This window comes from Acinetobacter sp. ANC 4470, from assembly GCF_002135335.1.
Taxonomy (GTDB): Bacteria; Pseudomonadota; Gammaproteobacteria; order Pseudomonadales; family Moraxellaceae; genus Acinetobacter.
The window spans coordinates 177108-198442 of record NZ_NEGC01000006.1; the positions used below are offsets into that span (position 1 = coordinate 177108).

The window sequence follows — 21335 nt, forward strand, 5'->3', positions numbered from 1 at the left end:
TTTGGTAGGTTTTAAACAAGGATTAGGAAACAGTTATGTCTTTAACTGAACAACAGCAAATTAAATTGGATAAAATTCAATTGGATGCGGGTTGGAAAAGTGGTTTGAGTGAATTTTTACTCAGTCCAAAAATGGATGAGTTAAAAGACTTTCTTGTTCAGGAAAAAAAAGCAGATAAAGTGATTTATCCACCAAGTTCACTAATTTTTAATGCGTTAAATACTACACCTTTGACTAATGTTAAAGTGGTGATTTTGGGGCAGGATCCATATCATGGGCCAGATCAGGCACATGGATTAAGTTTTTCAGTTCAGAAAGGGGTTGCAATACCCCCATCTTTGCGTAATATTTTTCATGAGTTAAATACAGATTTGGGTGTTGTTAAACCAGTCCATGGTGATTTAACGCGTTGGGCTGAACAAGGTGTGTTGTTGCTCAATGCTGTATTGACTGTTGAAGCAGGTCAGCCGACTTCGCATCAAAAACGGGGTTGGGAAGATTTTACCGATCACGTGATTGATGTTTTAAATGAGCAGTGTGAGCATATTGTTTTTATTCTTTGGGGTGCATATGCGCAGCGTAAAGGACAGCGCATTGATCAAAATAAGCATTTAGTATTAAAGGCTGCTCATCCGTCACCATTGGCGGCGAATCGTGGTGGTTTTTTTGGTTGTAAAGTATTTTCAAAATCCAATAATTATCTGAAACAAAATGGCATTGAGCCTATAAATTGGCAGCTGGACGCATGACACTATCTCCTGAATTGAAAAGTTATCATTCCGATCTAATTGTAGAGGAAGCAAATAATGGCTGGCGCATTGTTCGCCTGAATCGCCCGAAATCTCTACATGCTTTAGATGAATCAATTGCAACTGCACTTTTACAAGTGTTTCAAGATTTTCAACATGATGATGCCGTAAAAGCAATCTGGTTGGATTCCACGACACCCAAAGCATTCTGTGCAGGTGGTGATGTTCGTAAACTTCGTCAGTTGGTGATTAACGATGAAGTGGATACTGCCAATAAATTTTTTGAACAAGAATATGCATTAGATTTGTTGCTGCATAATTATGCTAAGCCTGTGCTTGTGTGGGGCGAAGGCTATGTGATGGGTGGTGGGCTAGGGTTGTTTATGGCAGCGCCATTCCGCCTTGTGACCCCATATTCACGTTTAGCGATGCCTGAAATTAATATTGGACTATATCCAGATGTGGGTGCTACACGTTTCTTGGCAGATCGTGGCGCAATCGGTTTGTTTACGGGCTTAACAGGTTCAATTATGACCGCAGCTGGTGCTTATGGCATTGGTTGGGCAACCCATATTTGTGATACGCAGCGTGATAATGTGCTAGAAAAACTAATCAATATTGATTGGGGGCATTATCCTGCAGGTGATTTTCGTGCCATCGATGACACTTTAAATAGTATGCATCGTCCAGTTGGGCCTGGTCCATTACAAAACTCATTAGACGTGATTCAAAGTGTTTGTCGTGGGGTTAACTTTGAGCATGATTACGAATCTATTATTGGTTTGAGTGATGCAAGAAGTGATTGGTTGCGCCAAGCCAGTGAAAACTTGCAAAAAGGTTCACCGACCACAGCTGCTTTAACATGGTTGTTATGGCAATGGGGTAAACAGGTTCACTCTTGGAATGAGGTTTTTGAGCTTGAAACTCAAATTTCGGATTGGAAGATTCGTCATCCAGATTTTGTAGAAGGTGTTCGTGCGCGTTTGGTGGATAAAGATCTTTCTCCAGAATGGAAAAAGGGCGTTGATTTCTCACTAAAAGCAATTTTGTCAGATTGTCCACCTGTAACTAAAAATGAAAGCTGGAACAATCTTTTGAAACATTATGGTGTGATCGGTTAAGAATGACTGATGAAATACAACTGACAGACGAATATTGGATGCAGTTTGCTTACGAGCAAGCTGCCATCGCAGCCTCGAAGGAAGAAATTCCTGTCGGTGCAGTGATTGTCAGTCAAAATCAAATTATTGGCACGGGCTATAATGCGCCCATTTCACTGAGTGATCCAACGGCACACGCTGAGGTTCAAGCATTACGTCAAGCCTGTTTAAGTCTGAATAATTACCGCCTTCCAGAAGACGCTGTACTTTATGTGACTTTAGAGCCTTGTACTATGTGTGTAGGTGCTTTAATTCATGCACGGGTCTCTAAAGTGGTATTTGGTGCAACTGAGCCGAAAGCTGGTTCTTTGGTTAGTGCAAGAAAGTTATTTGAAACAGGTTATTATAATCATCAGTTTGATATTACAACAGGCTGTTTGGGTGAACAATGCGCCAAACAACTGAGTGATTTTTTTAAAATGCGTCGTAAGCAAAAAAGACTGCAAAAGTTACAAGAAAAGTCCTTAAATGATCAGAATAATTCAGTTAGAAGTATGTAAAATAGAATGACAATAATCATTGTCAACTAAAATTTAGGATAATTCATGAATTCTATTCAAATCAAAAAAGAATTTAACGCACCCATCGATCAAGTTTTTAATTTGTTATCAAAACATGCGACTTATAATGTTGCCTTTGCGCCAATTCAAGTGGTGCGCGTGAAAGATTCTGCCGATCCAGAGCGTCCTGATGGGGTGGGTTCGGTACGTCGTATGGGTTTTGGTCCAATCAAACCTTTACAAGAGCAAATTACTTTACTTGAACCGAATCAGCGAATTGAATATCAAATTATTAAAAACCCTTTGGTGAAGCATCATTTAGGGATTATTGAGTTTGAAGCAGTGGATGCAGACAAAACTTTAGTGACCTATACCATTGAGTTGCAGGCGCGTGCACCTTTTGTGAGTAAATTAATCCTTGCACAGCTTAAATCTGCGATTAAACTAGGTTTTTCGAAATTAGCTAAAACTGTATAGCATAAAGTGGAAAATTAATGACAGTTCAAATTATTACTATCGATGGCCCAAGTGGTTCTGGAAAAGGGACACTTGCGGCTAAACTCGCAGCGCACTATCAATTTCATTTATTGGACTCAGGTGCTTTATATCGTCTGTTGGGGCTGTCATTACATCAACAAGATTTATTGGATTCTTTAGATTCATCACTTGAGCAATGCATTAAAATTGCAACAAATTTAGACATAAAATTTGTTACAACTGAAAGCAATAATACCCAAGTCCAGCTTGATGGTGAAGATGTCACTCAAACCATTCGTACTGAGCGAGTGGGTGAATTTGCATCAAAAGTTGCCGCAATTCCTGAACTTAGAGCCGCGCTTTTAGAGCGTCAGCACGCTTTTGCCCAAGAACCAGGCTTAGTTGCAGATGGGCGCGACATGGCAACAGCCATTTTTCCAGAGGCTCAAGCAAAAATTTACCTTACAGCATCGGCTGAATCTCGAGCATCGCGACGTGTAAAGCAGTTGCAGGGTATGGGGCTAGATGTTAAAATAAACGACATTTTAGCTAATATCGAAGCTCGAGACAAAAGAGATATGGAGCGCACAGTCGCTCCACTCAAGCCAGCAACAGATGCTTATATCATTGATAGTTCAGAATTGGGCATTGATGAAGTATTCGAGTTGATGACGAATTTTGTTGATAAGCAATTATTAGTCAATTAAAGAATTTTCAGCCAAAGCATAGCTAGATCAGTTTATTACGGACTATGTGGAAGCTTTATTAAACCGGCCTTGTCTGATCCAAGACCGCTGACTTTATCAGGTATATCATGACCGAATCTTTTGCAGCCCTCTTTGAAGAAAGCGAATTAAACCTCAACGTTGAAAAGGGTGCAGTCATCCAAGGCGTTGTAGTAAGCATCGACTCTGATTGGGTAACAGTTGACACTGGCCTTAAATCAGAAGGTATTGTTGACCGCGCTGAATTCTTAAACGACCAACGTGAACTTGAAGTTCAAGTTGGTGATACTGTTGACGTTGTTGTTGAAGCTCTTGACAACGGTATGGGTCAAACTGTTTTATCACGTGAAAAAGCTAAACGTGCTGAAACTTGGACTAAACTTGAAAAAATCTTTGAAGACGGCGAAATCGTTACTGGTGTTATCTCTGGTAAAGTTAAAGGCGGTTTCACTGTTGACATCGGTCCAGTTCGTGCGTTCTTACCAGGTTCTTTGGTAGACACTCGTCCTATCCGTGATACGACTCACCTTGAAGGTAAAGAGTTAGAATTCAAAGTAATCAAACTTGATGCTAAACGTAACAACGTTGTTGTATCTCGTCGTGCTGTTATGGAAGCTGAATCTTCAGCTGACCGTGAAGCTCTTCTTGCTCAGCTTGAAGAAGGTCAAACAGTTACAGGTACGATTAAAAACCTTACTGATTACGGCGCATTCGTTGACCTTGGCGGTATCGATGGTCTTCTTCACATCACTGACATGGCTTGGAAACGTATCAAGCATCCTTCAGAAGTTGTTGAAGTTGGTCAAGAAGTTACTGTTAAAGTACTTAAATTTGACCGCGAACGTAACCGCGTATCTTTAGGCCTTAAACAATTAGGCGAAGATCCATGGTTAGCGATCATGAATCGTTACCCTAAAGGTTCAATCGTTAAAGCGCGCGTAACTAACCTTACTGATTATGGTTGTTTCGCTGAAATCGCTGAAGGCGTTGAAGGTTTAGTACACGTTTCAGAAATGGATCACACTAACAAAAACATCCACCCATCTAAAGTTGTTCAGATTGGTGACGAAGTTGATGTTATGGTTCTTGAAGTTGATGAAGAACGTCGTCGTATTTCTCTTGGTATCAAACAAACTCGTGCTAACCCATGGGAAGAGTTTGCTAAAGACCACGACAAAGGCGAAAAAGTATCTGGTACTATCAAATCGATCACTGATTTCGGTATCTTCATCGGTTTACCAGGTGGTATCGATGGTCTAGTTCACTTGTCTGATATTTCTTGGAACGAACAAGGCGAAGAAGCTATTCGTCGTTACAAGAAAGGTGACACTGTTGAAGCGGTTATCTTATCTGTAGACGCTGAAGGCAACCGTATCAGCCTTGGCATCAAACAAATGAACAACGATCCGTTCAATGATTTCTTGGCAACTAACGAACGCGGTGCTTTGGTTAAAGGTACTGTAACTGCTGTTGACGCTAAAGGCGCAACTATTAAGTTAGCTGACGAAGTTGAAGCTTCTCTTAAAGCTTCTGAAATCAACCGTGATCGCGTTGAAGATGCAACTAAGTTCTTGGAAGTTGGTCAAGAAGTTGAAGCTAAAATCATCAATGTAGACCGTAAATCTCGCTCTATCAACTTGTCTATCAAAGCGAAAGACGAAGCTGAAGAGAAAGAAGCCGTTGCTAACTTGAAAACAGTAGCAACTGGTCAAGAGAATGGTCCTAAGACTATTGGTGATTTGATTAAAGCTCAAATGAACCACTAATAAGTAGATGTTAAAATGTATTGTTAATGTAAATTAACCAATACTTTTTACACAAATACTGTAAACGGTAGCGTAGTATTAACTTATTACGCTACCGTTTTGTATTTAAACAGGTTATTATCGGATCATCTACAAAGTAGCTTGATAATTAAAGAGGTCGAAAATGACTACGGAAGCACTTAATAAGTCTGACTTAATAGAGCGAATTTCCCTTAAAAATCCACACTTAGCAGAGCCTTTAGTCGAGGAAGCTGTTAAAATTATGATTGATCAAATGATAGCTGCATTATCATCTGATAATCGTATTGAAATTCGTGGTTTTGGTAGTTTTGCTTTGCATCACCGTGATCCACGAGTGGGGCGTAATCCTAAAACAGGTAAGTCTGTTGAAGTGGCTGCAAAAGCAGTTCCACATTTCAAACCTGGTAAAGCGTTGCGTGATGCAGTAAACGAGACTGCTCAGTAATAAAAAATTCCAGAAGGGGGTGTTTATGCGTTACGTATTAGTCGCTTTGTTAATTATACTGTTTGGCTATTCATTGGCTTTGGTCTTGCAAAATAGTACTGAGTTAACGGTAGATCTATTATTTACCCAAGTTCCTGCTATGCGTTTAGGCTTATTGTTGCTATTAACATTAGCTTTGGGTGTAGTGTTGGGTTTATTGTTAGGTGTGCAGGTTTTTCGAGTATTTCAGAATAGTTGGGAAATTAAACGACTTCGTAAAGATATTGAATACCTCCGAAAAGAGCAAATTCAAGCTGCTCAGTTGGCTGCCGCTGAAGCTGCTGCACATACGCGACATGAAAAAACAGTTTTAGATATCAATCCTGAGGATCGCTCGTCTAATCCATTATAAGTCGAATAGTTTAGCTTCTCATTGGTGTGATCTACACTGGAGTTGAGCTAAATTATGTATTTACAAATAAAGATTTATAACACTCCAAAGTATTTATTTGGGGTGTTTTTTTATGGGTATAACTTATCAATATTGTACAAAATTTATAAAAAAGGAAGATACTTATTTTACCAATTGCGCTTAATGCAATTTTTTCAACTATCAGCGTACAGGGATATTCTTTATAATGAGCTTTCTTTTTGTCTGAATGAAGGGTAAATCTCTTGAGTATCATTGTTGCATTAGATGCTAAAAGCCAATATGACGCACTTACAATTGCAGAGCAGTTAGATCCTACATTGTGTCGAGTAAAAGTTGGTAAAGAGTTATTTACCCATGAAGGTCCAAGTGTAGTTAAGGCATTACAGGACAAAGGCTTTGAAGTTTTTCTTGATTTAAAATTTCACGATATTCCAAATACGACAGCACAAGCAGTTGGTGCAGCAGCAGATTTAGGTGTATGGATGGTAAACGTTCATGCATCTGGTGGTCGTAAGATGATGGAAACTTGTGTCCAGCGCTTAAAAGCAGGGAATTACAGCACACAGTTGATTGCTGTGACTGTACTGACGTCAATGGGGCGTGAAGACCTCAAAGACTTAGGGTTGGATATTGAGCCATTTGAACAAGTAAAGCGTCTTGCTAAATTGACTCAAGAGAGTGGTTTGGATGGCGTGGTGTGTTCTGCTCAAGAAGCAAAAATGCTGCGTGAAACATTAGGACCAGATTTTTCTTTGGTGACACCTGGTATTCGCCCTGTAGGTTCAAATGCAGATGATCAAAAGCGTATTGTGACACCGAAGCAAGCGATGATGGATGGTTCGACTCACTTGGTAATTGGTCGTCCAATTACGCAATCGGAAAATATGGGTCAAACATTGAAAGATATTTTAGCCTCGTTATAAAAATCCCTCTCGCCTCTAATGCCAGTTAGTTAAGGGTTTTAGAAATAAAGTCCTTAGCTTTTTAGTTGTTTATGACGGATTATTATATTTTTAAATCAAATGCTTGGGGCTTGTTTGTTGCTTTGGGTAAGCCTAAATGAGAAGTCTCAAAATATATTTTGAGTTCGCAAGAAAGGCATCTTGAAAATAGTTTTAAATAAATTATTTAAAACTATTTTCACCGCAAAACTCGTCAAATACCTTTTATTGATTCATTAATCGCAGAAACCTTACTCTTTTAAAATAATTTTGCCTTGAGCAATAAATAAAGTCGTGCTTTATTTATTGCTCAAGTTGCTGATGACGTTTCCGCGTATCGAATAACATCATGAATTTAAAATAAAAAAGCCAATCAATTTCTTAACTGACAGGCATTACTCCCAACCTCCCTTTTAAAGAGAGGAGAAACTCCGTTATTTTAGCGGATGGAAAGTCCTTCTTTGGAAAAGAGGGGTTTAGGGAGATTTTTAAAGCGCAGCCAATACACTCACCATAATAGGTGCAAGTAGGGAAAGCACAAAACCGCTGACCATCGCATGCGGAATAAATTCATTGCCACAGGCCTGTTTAACCATTGGTAGAGTGACATCCATTGCTGTTGCTGCGGCAGATGAAATCGCTGAGCGCGGATAGCGCCAACCAATGCTATACATCAAAAGAATTGCAATAATTTCTCTAAATAAATCATTCAACAGGGCGGTACTACCCAGTTCGGCATTTTTCAATTCAGTCACGACAATACCGGTCATGGAATAAAAGCCATAACCTTGAGACAGCATAATTAAATCTTTGAGGCTAATATCTTTGATGATTGTTGCTGTAAACAATGCGCCAGCGAGTGATCCGATAATACAGCCAATAGGGACGAGCATGATTTTCCAGTTAAGCCATGAGCGGTCAAGTGGTGAATACGCTAGATCTAAACCAATTAAAAACATGAAAATAAGCAGTAAATTCCATGTGCTGACATGCAATGTATAGTCAAAATGATTAAACAGTTCGGCAAGCCCATAGCCTAATGCGAGTGCAATAAAAGCATAACTGATATTGATGAGTGATTTGATCAGTAGTTCTGCGGAAACTTTGCCTTGAGTTGGTTGGTAGCCAATACTTTTAAACAGAAGGTAACAACAAAGAAAAGCACCGACTGATGTTGCAATCGAGAGTGTGAGTGCATTTGATAAAATTTGTAATGGGCTGCTAATATTATGCAATGTTTGAGAGAATTCAATTGCAATCGTAATAAGCAAAATATAAGTAAAATAGGGCAGCATTTTAAATGCTAAGCTTTCTAGCCAATGCGGGAGTTTGCGTGCAAGAATGAATCCAAAGCATAAACAGATAAGAAGTTGAATAATCAACCAAAGCGATTGCATACAAAAAGTCAGCAGGTGAAAAGACACCTGCTTATTATGACCATTAAGTGATTAAGCTGCACGGCTTCCAGAGGTTTTATTTAGCAAACGGTAATCTGCGGGATTAAGTTTTTTAGTTTTTAACCAATATTTCCATGTATATGTTGGCCAAAGTGCAAAGTTTTTACCGCCATCTTGTTGATACCAACTGACACAGCCAGATTGCCAAACAGTTCCATTGAGCAATGTTTGTACATCTTGATTAAATTGAGCTTGCACTTGGTCTTTCACCACAATTGCATGGCTATGCGTTTGTTTGACCAGTTGAATTATTTGTAAAATATAGTTGACTTGAGATTCAATCATAAAGATGACGGAGTTATGTGCTAGAACAGTATTTGGACCTAATAACTGGAAAAAATTGGGGAAACCTTTAGTGCAAATGCCATAAAAACTTTCTGCACCATCATGCCAAGCATCGTGTAAATTGAGCCCATTTTCGCCAAGACATTGAAATGATTTCAAGTAAATGCGTGGATCGGTAATAAAACCCGTCCCATAAATTAAGCAATCAATAGTACGTTCTTTACCATCTTTGGTAATAATGCTGTTGTTGGTTAATTCTTGAATAGCATCGGTAATCAGTTCAACATTACTACGGTTAAAGGTCGGAAAATATTTATTGGAAATCAAAATGCGCTTACATCCCATAATGTAATTCGGGATCAGTTTATTGGCGGTATTTTTATCTTTGACTTGATACCTAATATAAGCTTCAGCCAATTTTTGCGCATATTTCATCACGGTTGGTTTAACAATAGGCACAACGCGAGATTCATTGGACCAGTATAAGCGTACACGGTGCATTTTGCGTAACCAATCATATTTGGCAAAGAGTTTTTTTTCTATATTTGGATAGCTGCGCTCATCACGTGGAATCACCCAAGCTGGGGTGCGTTGCATCACATACAGTTGTTTAACCTGTTCTGCAATTTCTGGAATGTATTGAATAGCGCTGCCACCCGTACCAATTGATGCGACAGATTTGTTATTGAGGTCATATTGATGATCCCACTGCGATGAATGGAAAACTTTGCCCTGAAATTTTTCAATGCCTTTGATATGTGGAATTTGCGGCACATGTAATGGACCAGATGCAAAAATAACAAATTGTGCGATAAGAGTTCTGTCATTATTTAAAGTTAGTGTCCAGTCACAACTTTGTTCATTGTATTCGGCAGCCATCACTTCACAGTTAAATTGGCAATATTTTTTTAAATCATAAGTACTGATTAAGCTTTGTATATATGCAAAAATTTCAGGTGCTTCGGCATAGCGCTTTGACCAATCGCTTTTAGGCGCAAAAGAAAGTGAATACATATGGGATTGCACATCACATGCAGCACCGGGGTATTGGTTTTCACGCCATGTACCACCGATATCATTGGCTTTCTCTAAAATGACAAAATCTTGAATGTTATTTTGCAATAAACGAATTGCCATGGCTAAGCCACCAAAACCTGCACCAATAATTGCAATTTGAGTTTGCTGTACTGTTTGCTTTATTTGAGTTGTATTGCGCATTATTTATGTGCCTTGGAGTTTTATTTTTTACAGCTTAAATGAATAACAGAACAAGTAACATGATAAGTATGACAAAAAAATTGATAGATTCGGCAATTTGCAAGAACGAAATTTTATAGTAAAAAATGTCATATTCCTTTAATTAGAAAATGCTATGAAACGGTCAATTCTCGGCTTGATGTATTTAATTCAAGGCATGCGTAAAGCTGGGGTCGAGGTTGATCAAAAACTTCAAAGTATTGGTCTACGTGCAGATGCTTTGGATCCAAGTTCAATTATTCATCCTAGCTTGGAGTGGGATGTACTAAGGGTAATTGGGCAGGATGTTGCGCCTGAAACTGGTTTGTTGATTGGGCAACATTATGCACTTGCAGGCTATGGTCCTTTGCTCATGTTATTGGTGACCAGTAAAAATGTGCGTACAGCTTTAGAACGAGGAATCCGCTATCAAGCGCTTACCCATTTAACTGGGTCTTTAAGTTTGAAATATACAGAGCACAAAGTTGCACTGTGTTATGAACCACAAGACTTAACCAGTGATTTGGGGTTACTGCATGCGCAATGTGAAATTTCAGGAACGTATAAATTTATTCAAGATCTTTATAAAATGATGGGATTGAGCATTCCCCAAATCCATATTGAATTGCCATTTGTACAATCAGAAAATCAGCAGTTCTTAGAAATTTATCATGATTACTATGGTTCAGAGTTACGGTTTGGATCGGAGAATGCAGAATTTTGGTTTGATGATGCAGTGCTAAATGTGCAAATTCCATCGGCCGATAAAATGACTTTTATGATCTATGAAAGAAAATGCGTTGCCGAATTGGAGCGCTTAAGTATAGATGAACATATCCCTTCATTGGTACAACGGGTGCAAGATTATTTAGAATTACAGCAAGGGATAATGCCTACAATGGCAGAAACAGCGCAAGCCTTACAAATTCCAGAGCGAACCTTACGTCACCAATTGCAACAACTGCAAAGTAGTTACAAACAAATACGTGAACAGTTAATTAAAGATAAAGCATTAAGGCTTATAGAGTATAAAGAGTATTCAATTGAAATGATTGCCGAATTGTTGGGTTATTCAGAACCAGCAGCTTTTAATCATGCTTTTAAACGGTGGTTTGGATACAGTCCGCGTCAGTACGTTAAATAGCCTAAGTTTATTAATGCCAAAGTGTTATATCTTCCTTCTCAATCTTCGCTATACTTTGCATAGCCTAAAATAGTATTCAATGATATGTCTGATTTAAATTCTAAGCACAGTACAGCCTTTACTCCTTTGTCACCTGCAGAACGTTATGCGCAAGCGATATCTTCTGGTCAGTTCATGCCAGATGATGCACAGGCACAAGCTGTTCATGAGTTAGATCGTGTTTGGCAAGAACTGATTCAACGCTTTAAAGCATCAAAAAAAGCCTTTCGTCGTTTCCGTCGTCAAACATCTCCACAAGGTGTATATATGTGGGGCGGTGTAGGGCGTGGTAAAACATGGTTAATGGATCAGTTTTTTGATTCAATTCCTTTTCGCCGCAAAATGCGTATGCATTTCCATCATTTTATGCAGCACGTTCATCGTGAGTTAAATAAGTTGTCGGGACAGCGTAATCCACTTGAATTGGTGGCTGACCAAATTTATCAACAAGCAGTAGTGATTTGTTTTGATGAATTTTTTGTTTCAAACGTTACCGATGCCATGATTTTAAGTGAATTATTCCAAAAATTATTTGATCGTGGGGTCACTTTGATTGCGACATCAAATATTGCCCCAGATGGTCTGTATAAGAATGGTATTCATCGTGATCGCTTCATTCCAACCATTGAAATGGTGAAAAAGAATTGTGTGGTGTTAAATGTCGATGCGGGCGTGGACTATCGTTTACGTGTACTTAAACAGGCACAATTATTTAAGAACCCGCTCACCCATGACCATAAAAATTGGATCGCACAGCGTTTTAGCGCATTGACACAAACGCAAACCATTTCCCAAGAGTCGATTATTATTAATAATCGTATCGTTCAAACGGTTGGGCATACTGAAGATATTTTATGGTGTGAATTTTCAGAGTTGTGTTTCAAACCGCGTAGCCCAGCAGACTTTATTGAAATTGCTAATATTTACAATACGGTATTGGTGAGTAATGTTCCGCATTTAACAGATCACTTGTCGGAAGGTGCGCGTCGTTTTATTTATTTGGTCGATGAGTTTTATGATCGCGGTGTAAAACTGTTACTCACCTCTGAAGATTCCATTATTGATCTTTATAAAGGTGAAAAATTAGCCTTTGAAATTGAACGCACGCGTTCACGTTTACTTGAAATGCAATCTGATGACTACTTGAATGCAGCACATAAACAAATTCAGAAAATAAAATCGGAAGCCAATTAAACATTAAGCGCCAGAAATGGCGCTTTTTTTATGACTAGAAAATATCTGTTTTGTCCACATTTAAGACTAGTCATTGTTTACTCTTTGCTCTATAACTATAGCAATATTGGTTTTAAGTGCTATTTTTATCTAAGAATCTGCACTTAAGTCTAATGTTGACATTTCAAAAACTTTATACACTGTAAAAAGGTATTTAAGCTTAAGCTGATGATAATGTCGCTTTTGTGATCTGTATTTTATTCAATAATGGACATATTTGTTTTATAAAAAATGATCACTATTTAGGATTGTGATAGTACTATTCAGCTAGATTTAAATCGGTATACTAGAATCTCTTGTTATAAAAAGTAGCAATATCAGGAAAGACAATGACTGCACGTATTCAAAAAGGCAAGTTAGCGATTGCTAAAGAACTTTACGATTTCATCGAAAATGAAGCATTACCAGGTTCTGGTTTAGATAGCGAAACATACTGGAAAAACTTCGAGCAAGTCGTTGTTGATCTTAGTCCTAAGAATAAAGCGCTTCTTGCTAAGCGTGATGATATTCAGGCTAAAATTGATGAATGGCACCGCAACAATAAATTTGAATTAGAAGCTTACAAAGCTTTCCTTATAGAAATTGGCTACTTATTACCAGAAGTAGAAGATTTCCAGATCAGCACAGAAAATGTCGACGAAGAAATCGCATTATTGGCTGGTCCACAACTTGTGGTGCCTGTACGTAATGCACGTTACTGCTTAAATGCAGCAAATGCGCGTTGGGGTTCTTTATATGATGCGCTTTATGGTTTTGATGTCATCTCTGAAGAAGGTGGTGCGGAAAAAGGTAAAGGCTATAACCCAGTACGCGGTGAAAAAGTTGTCGCATTCGCGAAAAACTTCTTAAATGAAAATTTCCCACTTGCAGCAGGTTCACATGCTGATGCAACGCAATATGCTGTAGATCACAATAAACTTATTGTGAGCTTGAAAGATGGTACTAAAACAACGCTAGCACATGAAGCGCAATTTGTAGGTTATAACGGTGAAGCTATTGCACCTACAGAAATCGTATTCAAGAATAATGGCTTGCATGTCATTATTGAAATTGATGCGACTAGCCCGATTGGTAAAACAGATGCGGCAGGCGTCAAAGATTTAGTGCTTGAAGCTGCTGTAACGACTATTCAGGATTTAGAAGACTCAATTGCAGCTGTTGATGCTGAAGAAAAAGTTGAAGGCTACCGTAACTGGTTAGGCCTAATGAAAGGTACTTTAGAAGAATCGATCGAGAAAAATGGTAAAACGGTTACTCGTAGTTTGAATAAAGACCGTACCCATAAAAACTTAATTGGCGGTGAAACCATTATTCATGGTCGTTCATTGATGCTTCTTCGTAATGTGGGTCACTTGATGACAAATCCAGCCATCCTTGTGGATGGCGCGGAAATTTATGAAGGCATCATGGATGCATTGGTTACACCATTATTGTCTTTTGCAGACATTAAAGGTGAAAACGAAATCAAGAACTCGCGTAAAGGTTCTATGTATATCGTTAAGCCAAAAATGCATGGTCCTGAAGAAGTTGCTTTTGCAGTTGAATTGTTTGAACGTTCAGAACAATTACTAGGTTTACCAGCGAAAACGCTTAAAATAGGTATCATGGATGAAGAGCGTCGTACCTCTGTAAACTTGAAAAATTGTATTGCTCAAGCGAAAGATCGTACCATCTTCATTAATACAGGTTTCATGGATCGTACTGGCGATGAAATTCATACATTCATGGAAGCAGGTCCATTCGTTCGTAAAGGCGAAGTGAAAGGACAAATCTGGTTCCCTGCATATGAAAACCGCAACGTCATGGTTGGTTTGAAAGCAGGTTTACGTGGTAAAGCGCAAATTGGTAAAGGTATGTGGCCTAAACCAGATATGTTGCTTGATATGTACAAAACTAAAACTGAACATCCAGACGCTGGTGCAAGTTGTGCATGGGTTCCTTCACCAGCAGGTGCGGTAATTCACGCGATTCATTATCACCAAATTAATGTTGCAAATCGTCAAAAAGAATTATTGGCGACTGAAGCATTGCCTTTAGATGATTTGTTAACTCCACCTTTAGCGAAAGACACAAATTGGTCTGAAGACGAAAAAACCAAAGAACTTGAAAATAACTGTCAAGGTATCTTGGGTTATGTGGTTCGTTGGGTTGATTTGGGTGTAGGTTGTTCTAAAGTTTTAGACATTAACAACGTAGGTTTGATGGAAGATCGCGCAACTTTACGTATTTCATCTCAACACGTTGCCAACTGGTTACGTCATGGTATCGTGACACGTGCGCAAGTTGAAGAAGTGATGAAACGTATGGCTGCTATTGTAGATCAGCAAAATGCAAATGATCCAGAATATACTGCTATGGGTCCAAGTTTTGATGGTATTGCATTCCAAGCTGCGTCTGATTTGATCTTTAAAGGTGGTGTACAACCTTCTGGTTATACAGAACCATTGTTGCACGCTGCACGTTTAAAATTAAAAGGTTATACAGGGGGCTAAGTTTCCACTGTAAATAAATAAAGCCTCTTCGGAGGCTTTATTTTTTAGGGGTCAATAAAACAGGATCTTCTATGCTGTAACCCGTTTCAAAAGGAAGACCTAAATATTTTACAGTAGCGATGATTTTCTGTTGATTGGGGATTTTATACGCTTGAGATATACTCAACCCTTGACGGTAATCGATCGCTTGATGTATTTGGCTTTTTAAATTTTTGTTTGTTAACTGATATGTATACTTATATTTAGGTATAAATTTATTGGGGTCATACCACGACTTTTCTTTCGATGTGGTTTTATTTATGACTTGAACTTTGATTGTTTTTTTAGGAATGATTACAAGTGGTTGAAGTCGTTTTTTAATTTTAATGATTTCTTGATTAAATAAACGGCTGTCTTGATCATAATCAATTTTCTGGGTTTTGGGATTGATGTAGAGTGAATTGACTTGAATGAGCTTTTCAGGATGTTGGTTATTCTTAAATTGATAATAATAGAGTTGTGGTAGACGACCACGGCCATCTTCATAATGTTTAAGTAGGTAAACTTTTTGGTCTTGATGATCATAACCTAATACTTCTATATTTTGCGGCCCACCAACAGTTGCAAAACTGGTGCAGGGCAGAAGTATTAAACTGAAGACAATGGTTTTGAGTTTCAACATGGTTCGATTTCCTCAATAATTTCTATGATTTCTTTTGCAATATATTGGCTTAAAATAGCAAGTTTTTCTGATGGCGTTCCATCAATAAAGTAATGAAAATTATAAGTCTTATTTAAATATAAAATTGAGATAAAAAATGTGCCTTCGGGTTTTATTTCTGTTGCACTGCCACCTGATTTGAGTAATCCAGTACAAGCCACAATAATATCCGCTTGGGTAAATAGGTTTTTTCCATACATAGCCATTGCTTCAGTCACTTCAGCGGATTCGGCTGTATATTTTTCAATGAAAGCTGGTTCAATTTTGAGAATATTGGTTTTTATGGAAGGGTCATAACTCACTAAACCACCGAGTAAGATCTCTGCACCGCTATTTTTATAAATTGAAAATTGGCTTGAAAGATAGCCTGAGCTTGCACTTTCAATAAAGGCAATCTTTAAATGATTGATCTCTAACAAATCACAACATTTTTTTATCATTTATAAGCAACAGGAGTGAAAAGTGTATACATAGTAACGTAAAAGCGATCACTTGATTGTTTTGTAATGATATTGCTAATGTTTAGCATGCGTTGGCTCACAATATGTTTGTAGATAAGTATTTCATTTTTAAACATGCTGAGTAGAATTGATTTCAAAATAAAAAAAATTAACTGAATCTGTTTTAATTTAATATATGTAATTATATAATAATAAAATGGCATGCATAAAAATAGGTTTTGGTTGAGATATGGAAATTATAAAATTTATTAAAAGTTTTAATAGCGTAAATACGTATTTATTGCTATCAATATTTATTTTGGCCGTTATTGTTGTGTATTTTTATTTTATTAATCCTGCTTAATGAGTCGGTGTGGTCTTTAAGTTTTTGATAGTTAGGTAAATTTATATTTTGTCTTATAAATGGCGATGTGCTTTTGGTTGTATTTATTTGTGAATGAACTTGGGTTCATTTAAAAAACTTAATCATGATCCGTTCTTATGAAATATAGATCCAGTATTAAATAAAAACCCAGTGCAATCACTGGGTTTTTGCATTTCAAAAATGAACTTAGTTTTCAAGTGCAGGAGTCGCAGCAGCAATGGCAGCAGCAACAGCATCATCTTCTGACTGAGACGTATTACTCGGCTTTTGCTGAGTGGCTTGAGTCGGTTTGTCCTCTGCTTTCGGCGCTTCAGCTTTTGCAGTAGGCTTGCTTTCGGTCGGTTTTATTTCAGCTGTTTGAGGTTTACTCACTTCACGACGAATTTCAGTCGTTGTATTTGCTGTTTCGTGGCGTTCAACTTCTACATGCGTAGGAGTTTCTACTTGAGTGCTTTCAACTGGAGTTAAAGGCTCTACTTGTACGGGTTCGATCACTTGCTCAGTTTGCTGAGTCGTTGCAGCTTGTTCTGATTCATCTTCTTTCGGTGCATCTTTTTTTACACACGCTGTTAATAATAAGACTGCTGCGATAGCGCCACAAATTAAAAGTTTTTTATTCATAATTGCACAAAATAAAGCATTAATAAGATATCAGCATTATAACAGCAAATATGAATATAGAAATCATCTTCAACCCCTCTAATTTTTTATCGGAAATGCTGATAGAATAACCAATTGTTTATTGTTCTATGAATTGATGCGGATTGACTTTGCTTTATTGGTACAGAGTAAAGTAAAATTGCGCAACATTGTAGGCCGATTTAGGCTCGATTGTACGAGAAACCCAATGACCCATTTTATTTTCGTGACTGGTGGTGTAGTTTCATCACTAGGTAAAGGTATTTCAGCTGCTTCAGTTGCTGCACTTTTAGAAGCCCGTGGTTTAAAAGTAACCATGGTCAAAATGGATCCATACATTAATGTCGATCCAGGGACAATGAGCCCATTCCAGCATGGTGAAGTTTTTGTCACAGAGGATGGTGCTGAAACTGACCTAGATTTGGGTTATTACGAACGTTTCTTACGTCGTGCGAAAATGACCAAATTGAATAACTTTACTTCTGGCCGTGTATACCAAGACGTTTTAAATAAAGAACGTCGTGGTGATTATCTTGGTGGTACAGTTCAAGTTATTCCACATATTACGGATAATATTAAAGAACGTGTTCTTCGTGCAGGTGAAGGTTATGACGTTGCAATTGTAGAAATTGGCGGTACAGTAGGTGACATTGAATCTCTCCCATTCATGGAATCTGTACGTCAATTAATGGTTGAGCTGGGTCATAATCGCACCATGCTTATGCATTTGACTTTACTTCCGTATATCAAATCGGCTGCTGAGCTTAAAACCAAACCAACGCAACACTCTGTAAAAGAGTTATTGTCAATTGGTATTCAGCCAGATATTTTGATTTGCCGTACTGAATATGATGTCGATGCAGACACGATTCGTAAAATTGCATTATTTACCAACGTCCAAGCACGCGCAGTTGTGGTATGTAAAGATGCGCGTTCTATTTATCAAATCCCACGTACGTTCTATGAACAAAATGTGGATGATTTGATTTGTGAACGTTTTGGTTATGACCTTCCTGAAGCTGATTTAACAGATTGGGATAATGTGGTAGATGCTTTACTTAATCCAGAATACACAGTACGTGTTGCAATGGTGGGTAAATATGTTGAACTTCCAGATGCATATAAATCTGTAAACGAAGCACTTCTACATGCGGGTATTAAAAACCGCGTTAAAATTCAAATTGACTATGTCAATGCTGAAGAATTAGAAAGCCAAGATGTAAGCGACGTATTAAAAGATGCTGATGCAATCCTTGTTCCAGGTGGTTTTGGTGAACGTGGTACTGAAGGCAAAATGAAAGCAATTCAGTATGCTCGTGAAAACAAAGTACCATTCTTGGGAATTTGTTTAGGTATGCAACTGGCTGTGATCGAGTATGCACGTAACGTGGCTGGTATCACTGACGCATCGTCTACAGAATTCAATCGTTCAACCAAGTCTCCACTGATTGGTTTAATCACAGAGTGGTTAGATGAACGTGGTGAAGTTCAGCAACGTAGTGTTGAATCGGATCTTGGCGGAACAATGCGTTTAGGTGCTCAAAAATCAGAATTGGTTGAAGGCACTAAAACTCGTGAAGTGTATGGTCGTGCGGAAATTATTGAACGTCATCGCCATCGTTACGAAATGAACAACCGTTTTATTCCAGCGCTTGAAGAAGCCGGAATGAAAATTTCAGGTTATTCACCAGTACAACATTTAGTAGAAACTGTTGAAATTCCTCAACATCCTTGGTTTATTGCTGTACAATTCCACCCAGAATTTACAAGTTCACCACGTGATGGACATCCATTATTTGCTAGCTTTATTGACGCTGCTAAAAAACAGTATCAAAAAACCAAGTAATAACGGTCTGGGAATAAACTAGGGAAGTTTAAATGTCACAATTAAAACCACAAGAAATTGTACGTTTAGGCGATATACAAATGGCAAACCACTTGCCATTTGTATTATTCGGCGGCATGAACGTACTTGAATCTAAAGATCTTGCTTTTGAAATTGCTGAAACTTATGTGGATATCTGTACACGTTTAGATATTCCCTATGTTTTTAAAGCAAGCTTCGATAAAGCCAATCGCTCCAGCTTGAACTCTTTCCGTGGCCCAGGTCTGGAAAAAGGTCTTGAGTGGTTAGCGGACATTAAAAAACACTTCAATGTACCTATCATTACTGATGTACATGAGCCTTACCAAGCTGCGCCTGTGGCTGAAGTTGCTGATATTATTCAGCTTCCTGCTTTTTTGAGTCGTCAGACTGACCTTGTTGAAGCAATGGCAAAAACTGATGCCATCATTAATATCAAAAAAGCACAATTTCTAGCACCGCATGAAATGCGTCATATTTTAAACAAGTGTTTAGAAGCCGGAAATGACAAGCTCATTTTATGTGAACGTGGTTCAGCATTTGGCTATAACAATTTAGTTGTAGACATGCTTGGCTTTGACCACATGAAAGAAATGAATGTCCCTGTGTTTTTTGATGTGACCCATGCGTTGCAAACGCCAGGTGGGCGTGCTGACTCAGCAGGCGGTCGTCGTGCGCAAATCACGACACTTGCACGCGCAGGTATGGCGACAGGTTTGGCAGGTTTGTTCCTAGAGGCGCATCCAGATCCAGAACATGCAAAATGTGACGGCCCATGTGCACTTCGTATGTCACAGCTTGAACCGTTCTTGGCGCAATTAAAAGAATTGGATACCTTGGTTAAAGGATTCAAAAAGTTAGATACTCATTGATGCTCTAATAAGAGCATCTAGTTATTCAATCAACTGAGGAATTGTTCATGAGTCAAATCGTTGACATTCGTGCACGTGAAATTTTGGACTCTCGTGGTAACCCAACCATCGAAGCAGACGTTATCTTAGCATCTGGCGTAGTTGGCCGTGCATGTGCACCATCTGGTGCTTCAACTGGTTCTCGTGAAGCTTTAGAACTTCGTGATGGTGATAAATCACGTTATTTAGGTAAAGGTGTTCGCACTGCAGTAAACAACGTAAATACGTTGATTCTTGATCTTTTAATCGGTACTTCTGTATTTGAGCAAAAAGAAATCGACCAAAAGATGATTGATCTTGATGGTACTGAAAATAAAGAAAAATTAGGTGCAAACGCAACTTTAGCCGTTTCTTTAGCTGCTGCACGTGCTGCAGCCGATGAAAAGAAAATTCCTTTGTTCCAATATATCGCAGACTTACGTGGTCAAACTATTTTGACGATGCCTGTACCGATGATGAACATCATCAATGGTGGTTCACATGCAGATAATAATGTTGATATTCAGGAGTTTATGATTGAGCCGGTAGGTTTTACATCTTTCTCGGAAGCATTACGTGCGGGTGCTGAAATCTTCCATTCTCTAAAATCAGTTTTAAACAAAAAAGGTTTAAATACTGCTGTAGGTGATGAAGGTGGTTTCGCACCGAACTTACGTTCAAATGAAGAAGCGATCACTGTTATTCTTGAAGCTATTGGTCAAACGGGTTACCAAGCAGGTTCTGACATTATGCTTGCGCTTGACTGTGCATCTTCAGAATTCTACAAAAATGGTCAATACATTCTTGCAGGTGAAGGTAATAAAGCATTCACAAGCAATCAGTTCTCTGACTATTTAGCTGGTCTTGTAAACCAATATCCAATTATCTCAATTGAAGATGGTTTGGATGAGTCAGATTGGGAAGGTTGGTCTTACTTGACGTCTATCCTTGGCGACAAAATCCAGTTGGTTGGTGATGACTTGTTCGTTACAAACCCGAAAATCCTTCAACGTGGTATTAATGAGAAAGTAGGTAACTCTATCTTAATCAAATACAACCAAATTGGTACATTGACTGAAACTTTAGATGCGATCTATCTTGCGAAAGCAAATGGCTACTCTACTGTGATTTCACACCGTTCAGGCGAAACAGAAGATTCTACCATTGCGGATCTTGCAGTCGGTACTGCTGCTGGTCAAATCAAGACTGGTTCACTATGCCGTTCTGACCGTGTTGCAAAATATAACCAATTACTTCGTATTGAAGAGTTGACTCATGCAGCATATCGCGGTAAAGCTGAATTCAAAGGTTTGAACTAAGCGACTGAATGCTATT

General features: G+C 38.4%; 20 protein-coding genes. 15 read left to right on the forward strand and 5 right to left on the reverse strand.

The genetic code is table 11. From position 1 onward, the window contains the following. The first annotated feature begins 35 nt into the window (after positions 1 to 35). From ung to pyrF, 9 genes are all read left to right on the forward strand, one after another. Positions 36 to 749 (forward strand): uracil-DNA glycosylase, encoded by a 714-nt coding sequence (gene ung / locus B9T25_RS10715; protein WP_086188409.1) that lies wholly within the window; start codon positions 36 to 38, stop codon positions 747 to 749. Beyond that, positions 746 to 1870 (forward strand): enoyl-CoA hydratase/isomerase family protein, encoded by a 1125-nt coding sequence (locus B9T25_RS10720; RefSeq protein WP_086188410.1) that lies wholly within the window; start codon positions 746 to 748, stop codon positions 1868 to 1870. The genes ung and B9T25_RS10720 overlap by 4 nt, the downstream gene beginning before the upstream one ends. A gap of 2 nt (positions 1871 to 1872) precedes the next feature. Next, complete coding sequence (gene tadA, locus B9T25_RS10725) at positions 1873 to 2409, forward strand: tRNA adenosine(34) deaminase TadA (RefSeq protein WP_086188411.1); 537 nt, start codon at positions 1873 to 1875, stop codon at positions 2407 to 2409. Between the two features lie 45 nt (positions 2410 to 2454). Then, on the forward strand, positions 2455 to 2886 hold the full coding sequence (locus B9T25_RS10730) for an SRPBCC family protein (protein WP_086188412.1): 432 nt from the start codon (positions 2455 to 2457) through the stop codon (positions 2884 to 2886). 17 nt (positions 2887 to 2903) lie between these two features. Beyond that, a complete protein-coding gene (cmk, locus tag B9T25_RS10735; RefSeq protein ID WP_086188413.1) occupies positions 2904 to 3593 on the forward strand; it encodes a (d)CMP kinase in 690 nt (229 codons plus the stop codon). A 107-nt stretch (positions 3594 to 3700) separates the two neighbouring features. Next, positions 3701 to 5377 carry a 30S ribosomal protein S1 gene (gene rpsA, locus B9T25_RS10740; protein WP_086188414.1) on the forward strand — a complete coding sequence of 559 codons (1677 nt, stop codon included), beginning with the start codon at positions 3701 to 3703 and terminating at the stop codon, positions 5375 to 5377. Between the two features lie 163 nt (positions 5378 to 5540). Continuing rightward, the gene (locus B9T25_RS10745) at positions 5541 to 5843 is read left to right on the forward strand and encodes an integration host factor subunit beta (RefSeq protein WP_086188415.1); all 303 of its coding nucleotides are present in this window, start codon (positions 5541 to 5543) and stop codon (positions 5841 to 5843) included. 25 nt (positions 5844 to 5868) lie between these two features. After that, entirely contained in the window at positions 5869 to 6234 is a 366-nt protein-coding gene (locus B9T25_RS10750) for a lipopolysaccharide assembly protein LapA domain-containing protein (protein ID WP_086188416.1), read from the forward strand. 263 nt (positions 6235 to 6497) lie between these two features. Next, positions 6498 to 7178 (forward strand): orotidine-5'-phosphate decarboxylase, encoded by a 681-nt coding sequence (pyrF, locus tag B9T25_RS10755; protein ID WP_086188417.1) that lies wholly within the window; start codon positions 6498 to 6500, stop codon positions 7176 to 7178. Between the two features lie 506 nt (positions 7179 to 7684). Here the strand turns inward: pyrF and B9T25_RS10760 are convergent. Both B9T25_RS10760 and B9T25_RS10765 read right to left on the reverse strand, forming a co-directional pair. Beyond that, positions 7685 to 8593 carry a lysine exporter LysO family protein gene (locus B9T25_RS10760; RefSeq protein ID WP_086188418.1) on the reverse strand — a complete coding sequence of 303 codons (909 nt, stop codon included), beginning with the start codon at positions 8591 to 8593 and terminating at the stop codon, positions 7685 to 7687. 51 nt (positions 8594 to 8644) lie between these two features. Next, positions 8645 to 10156, reverse strand: coding sequence for a flavin-containing monooxygenase (locus B9T25_RS10765; RefSeq protein WP_086188419.1), 1512 nt, complete (start codon positions 10154 to 10156; stop codon positions 8645 to 8647). Between the two features lie 154 nt (positions 10157 to 10310). Here B9T25_RS10765 and B9T25_RS10770 point away from each other — a divergent pair, with 154 nt between their 5' ends. From B9T25_RS10770 to B9T25_RS10780, 3 genes are all read left to right on the forward strand, one after another. Then, on the forward strand, positions 10311 to 11318 hold the full coding sequence (locus B9T25_RS10770; RefSeq protein ID WP_171262762.1) for a helix-turn-helix domain-containing protein: 1008 nt from the start codon (positions 10311 to 10313) through the stop codon (positions 11316 to 11318). An 84-nt stretch (positions 11319 to 11402) separates the two neighbouring features. Continuing rightward, positions 11403 to 12551 (forward strand): cell division protein ZapE, encoded by a 1149-nt coding sequence (zapE, locus tag B9T25_RS10775; RefSeq protein WP_086188420.1) that lies wholly within the window; start codon positions 11403 to 11405, stop codon positions 12549 to 12551. Between the two features lie 368 nt (positions 12552 to 12919). Beyond that, complete coding sequence (locus B9T25_RS10780; protein WP_086188421.1) at positions 12920 to 15082, forward strand: malate synthase G; 2163 nt, start codon at positions 12920 to 12922, stop codon at positions 15080 to 15082. 37 nt (positions 15083 to 15119) lie between these two features. Here the strand turns inward: B9T25_RS10780 and B9T25_RS10785 are convergent, their stop codons facing one another. The 3 genes from B9T25_RS10785 to B9T25_RS10800 all read right to left on the reverse strand — a co-directional run bounded on the left by B9T25_RS10785 (position 15120) and on the right by B9T25_RS10800 (position 17228). Next, positions 15120 to 15743 (reverse strand): aminotransferase, encoded by a 624-nt coding sequence (locus B9T25_RS10785; RefSeq protein WP_086188422.1) that lies wholly within the window; start codon positions 15741 to 15743, stop codon positions 15120 to 15122. Next, complete coding sequence (locus B9T25_RS10790; protein ID WP_086188423.1) at positions 15737 to 16222, reverse strand: CinA family protein; 486 nt, start codon at positions 16220 to 16222, stop codon at positions 15737 to 15739. The genes B9T25_RS10785 and B9T25_RS10790 overlap by 7 nt, the downstream gene beginning before the upstream one ends. A gap of 571 nt (positions 16223 to 16793) precedes the next feature. Beyond that, positions 16794 to 17228 carry an internalin gene (locus B9T25_RS10800; protein ID WP_086188425.1) on the reverse strand — a complete coding sequence of 145 codons (435 nt, stop codon included), beginning with the start codon at positions 17226 to 17228 and terminating at the stop codon, positions 16794 to 16796. A gap of 226 nt (positions 17229 to 17454) precedes the next feature. On the opposite strand from B9T25_RS10800, the gene B9T25_RS10805 reads away from it, so the two are divergent. Genes B9T25_RS10805 through eno form a run of 3 tightly spaced genes read left to right on the forward strand, consistent with a single transcriptional unit; the run spans position 17455 to position 21319 of the window. After that, positions 17455 to 19092 carry a CTP synthase gene (locus B9T25_RS10805; RefSeq protein ID WP_086188426.1) on the forward strand — a complete coding sequence of 546 codons (1638 nt, stop codon included), beginning with the start codon at positions 17455 to 17457 and terminating at the stop codon, positions 19090 to 19092. Positions 19093 to 19124: 32 nt separating this feature from the next. Then, positions 19125 to 19982, forward strand: coding sequence for a 3-deoxy-8-phosphooctulonate synthase (gene kdsA, locus B9T25_RS10810; RefSeq protein ID WP_004651826.1), 858 nt, complete (start codon positions 19125 to 19127; stop codon positions 19980 to 19982). Between the two features lie 47 nt (positions 19983 to 20029). Beyond that, positions 20030 to 21319 (forward strand): phosphopyruvate hydratase, encoded by a 1290-nt coding sequence (gene eno / locus B9T25_RS10815; RefSeq protein ID WP_086188427.1) that lies wholly within the window; start codon positions 20030 to 20032, stop codon positions 21317 to 21319. Positions 21320 to 21335 lie beyond the last annotated feature (16 nt).

What these genes read in the sequence shown, in the direction of transcription:
- B9T25_RS10760 (WP_086188418.1), bottom strand. Translation starts at nt 8,593, where the DNA reads ATGCAATCGCTTTGGTTGATTATTCAACTTCTTATCTGTTTATGCTTT.
- kdsA (WP_004651826.1), top strand. Translation starts at nt 19,125, where the DNA reads ATGTCACAATTAAAACCACAAGAAATTGTACGTTTAGGCGATATACAA.
- cmk (WP_086188413.1), top strand. Translation starts at nt 2,904, where the DNA reads ATGACAGTTCAAATTATTACTATCGATGGCCCAAGTGGTTCTGGAAAA.
- B9T25_RS10730 (WP_086188412.1), top strand. Translation starts at nt 2,455, where the DNA reads ATGAATTCTATTCAAATCAAAAAAGAATTTAACGCACCCATCGATCAA.
- zapE (WP_086188420.1), top strand. Translation starts at nt 11,403, where the DNA reads ATGTCTGATTTAAATTCTAAGCACAGTACAGCCTTTACTCCTTTGTCA.
- B9T25_RS10790 (WP_086188423.1), bottom strand. Translation starts at nt 16,222, where the DNA reads ATGATAAAAAAATGTTGTGATTTGTTAGAGATCAATCATTTAAAGATT.
- B9T25_RS10750 (WP_086188416.1), top strand. Translation starts at nt 5,869, where the DNA reads ATGCGTTACGTATTAGTCGCTTTGTTAATTATACTGTTTGGCTATTCA.
- B9T25_RS10720 (WP_086188410.1), top strand. Translation starts at nt 746, where the DNA reads ATGACACTATCTCCTGAATTGAAAAGTTATCATTCCGATCTAATTGTA.
- B9T25_RS10780 (WP_086188421.1), top strand. Translation starts at nt 12,920, where the DNA reads ATGACTGCACGTATTCAAAAAGGCAAGTTAGCGATTGCTAAAGAACTT.
- rpsA (WP_086188414.1), top strand. Translation starts at nt 3,701, where the DNA reads ATGACCGAATCTTTTGCAGCCCTCTTTGAAGAAAGCGAATTAAACCTC.
- B9T25_RS10765 (WP_086188419.1), bottom strand. Translation starts at nt 10,156, where the DNA reads ATGCGCAATACAACTCAAATAAAGCAAACAGTACAGCAAACTCAAATT.
- tadA (WP_086188411.1), top strand. Translation starts at nt 1,873, where the DNA reads ATGACTGATGAAATACAACTGACAGACGAATATTGGATGCAGTTTGCT.
- B9T25_RS10770 (WP_171262762.1), top strand. Translation starts at nt 10,311, where the DNA reads ATGAAACGGTCAATTCTCGGCTTGATGTATTTAATTCAAGGCATGCGT.
- B9T25_RS10745 (WP_086188415.1), top strand. Translation starts at nt 5,541, where the DNA reads ATGACTACGGAAGCACTTAATAAGTCTGACTTAATAGAGCGAATTTCC.
- ung (WP_086188409.1), top strand. Translation starts at nt 36, where the DNA reads ATGTCTTTAACTGAACAACAGCAAATTAAATTGGATAAAATTCAATTG.
- B9T25_RS10785 (WP_086188422.1), bottom strand. Translation starts at nt 15,743, where the DNA reads ATGTTGAAACTCAAAACCATTGTCTTCAGTTTAATACTTCTGCCCTGC.
- B9T25_RS10800 (WP_086188425.1), bottom strand. Translation starts at nt 17,228, where the DNA reads ATGAATAAAAAACTTTTAATTTGTGGCGCTATCGCAGCAGTCTTATTA.
- eno (WP_086188427.1), top strand. Translation starts at nt 20,030, where the DNA reads ATGAGTCAAATCGTTGACATTCGTGCACGTGAAATTTTGGACTCTCGT.
- B9T25_RS10805 (WP_086188426.1), top strand. Translation starts at nt 17,455, where the DNA reads ATGACCCATTTTATTTTCGTGACTGGTGGTGTAGTTTCATCACTAGGT.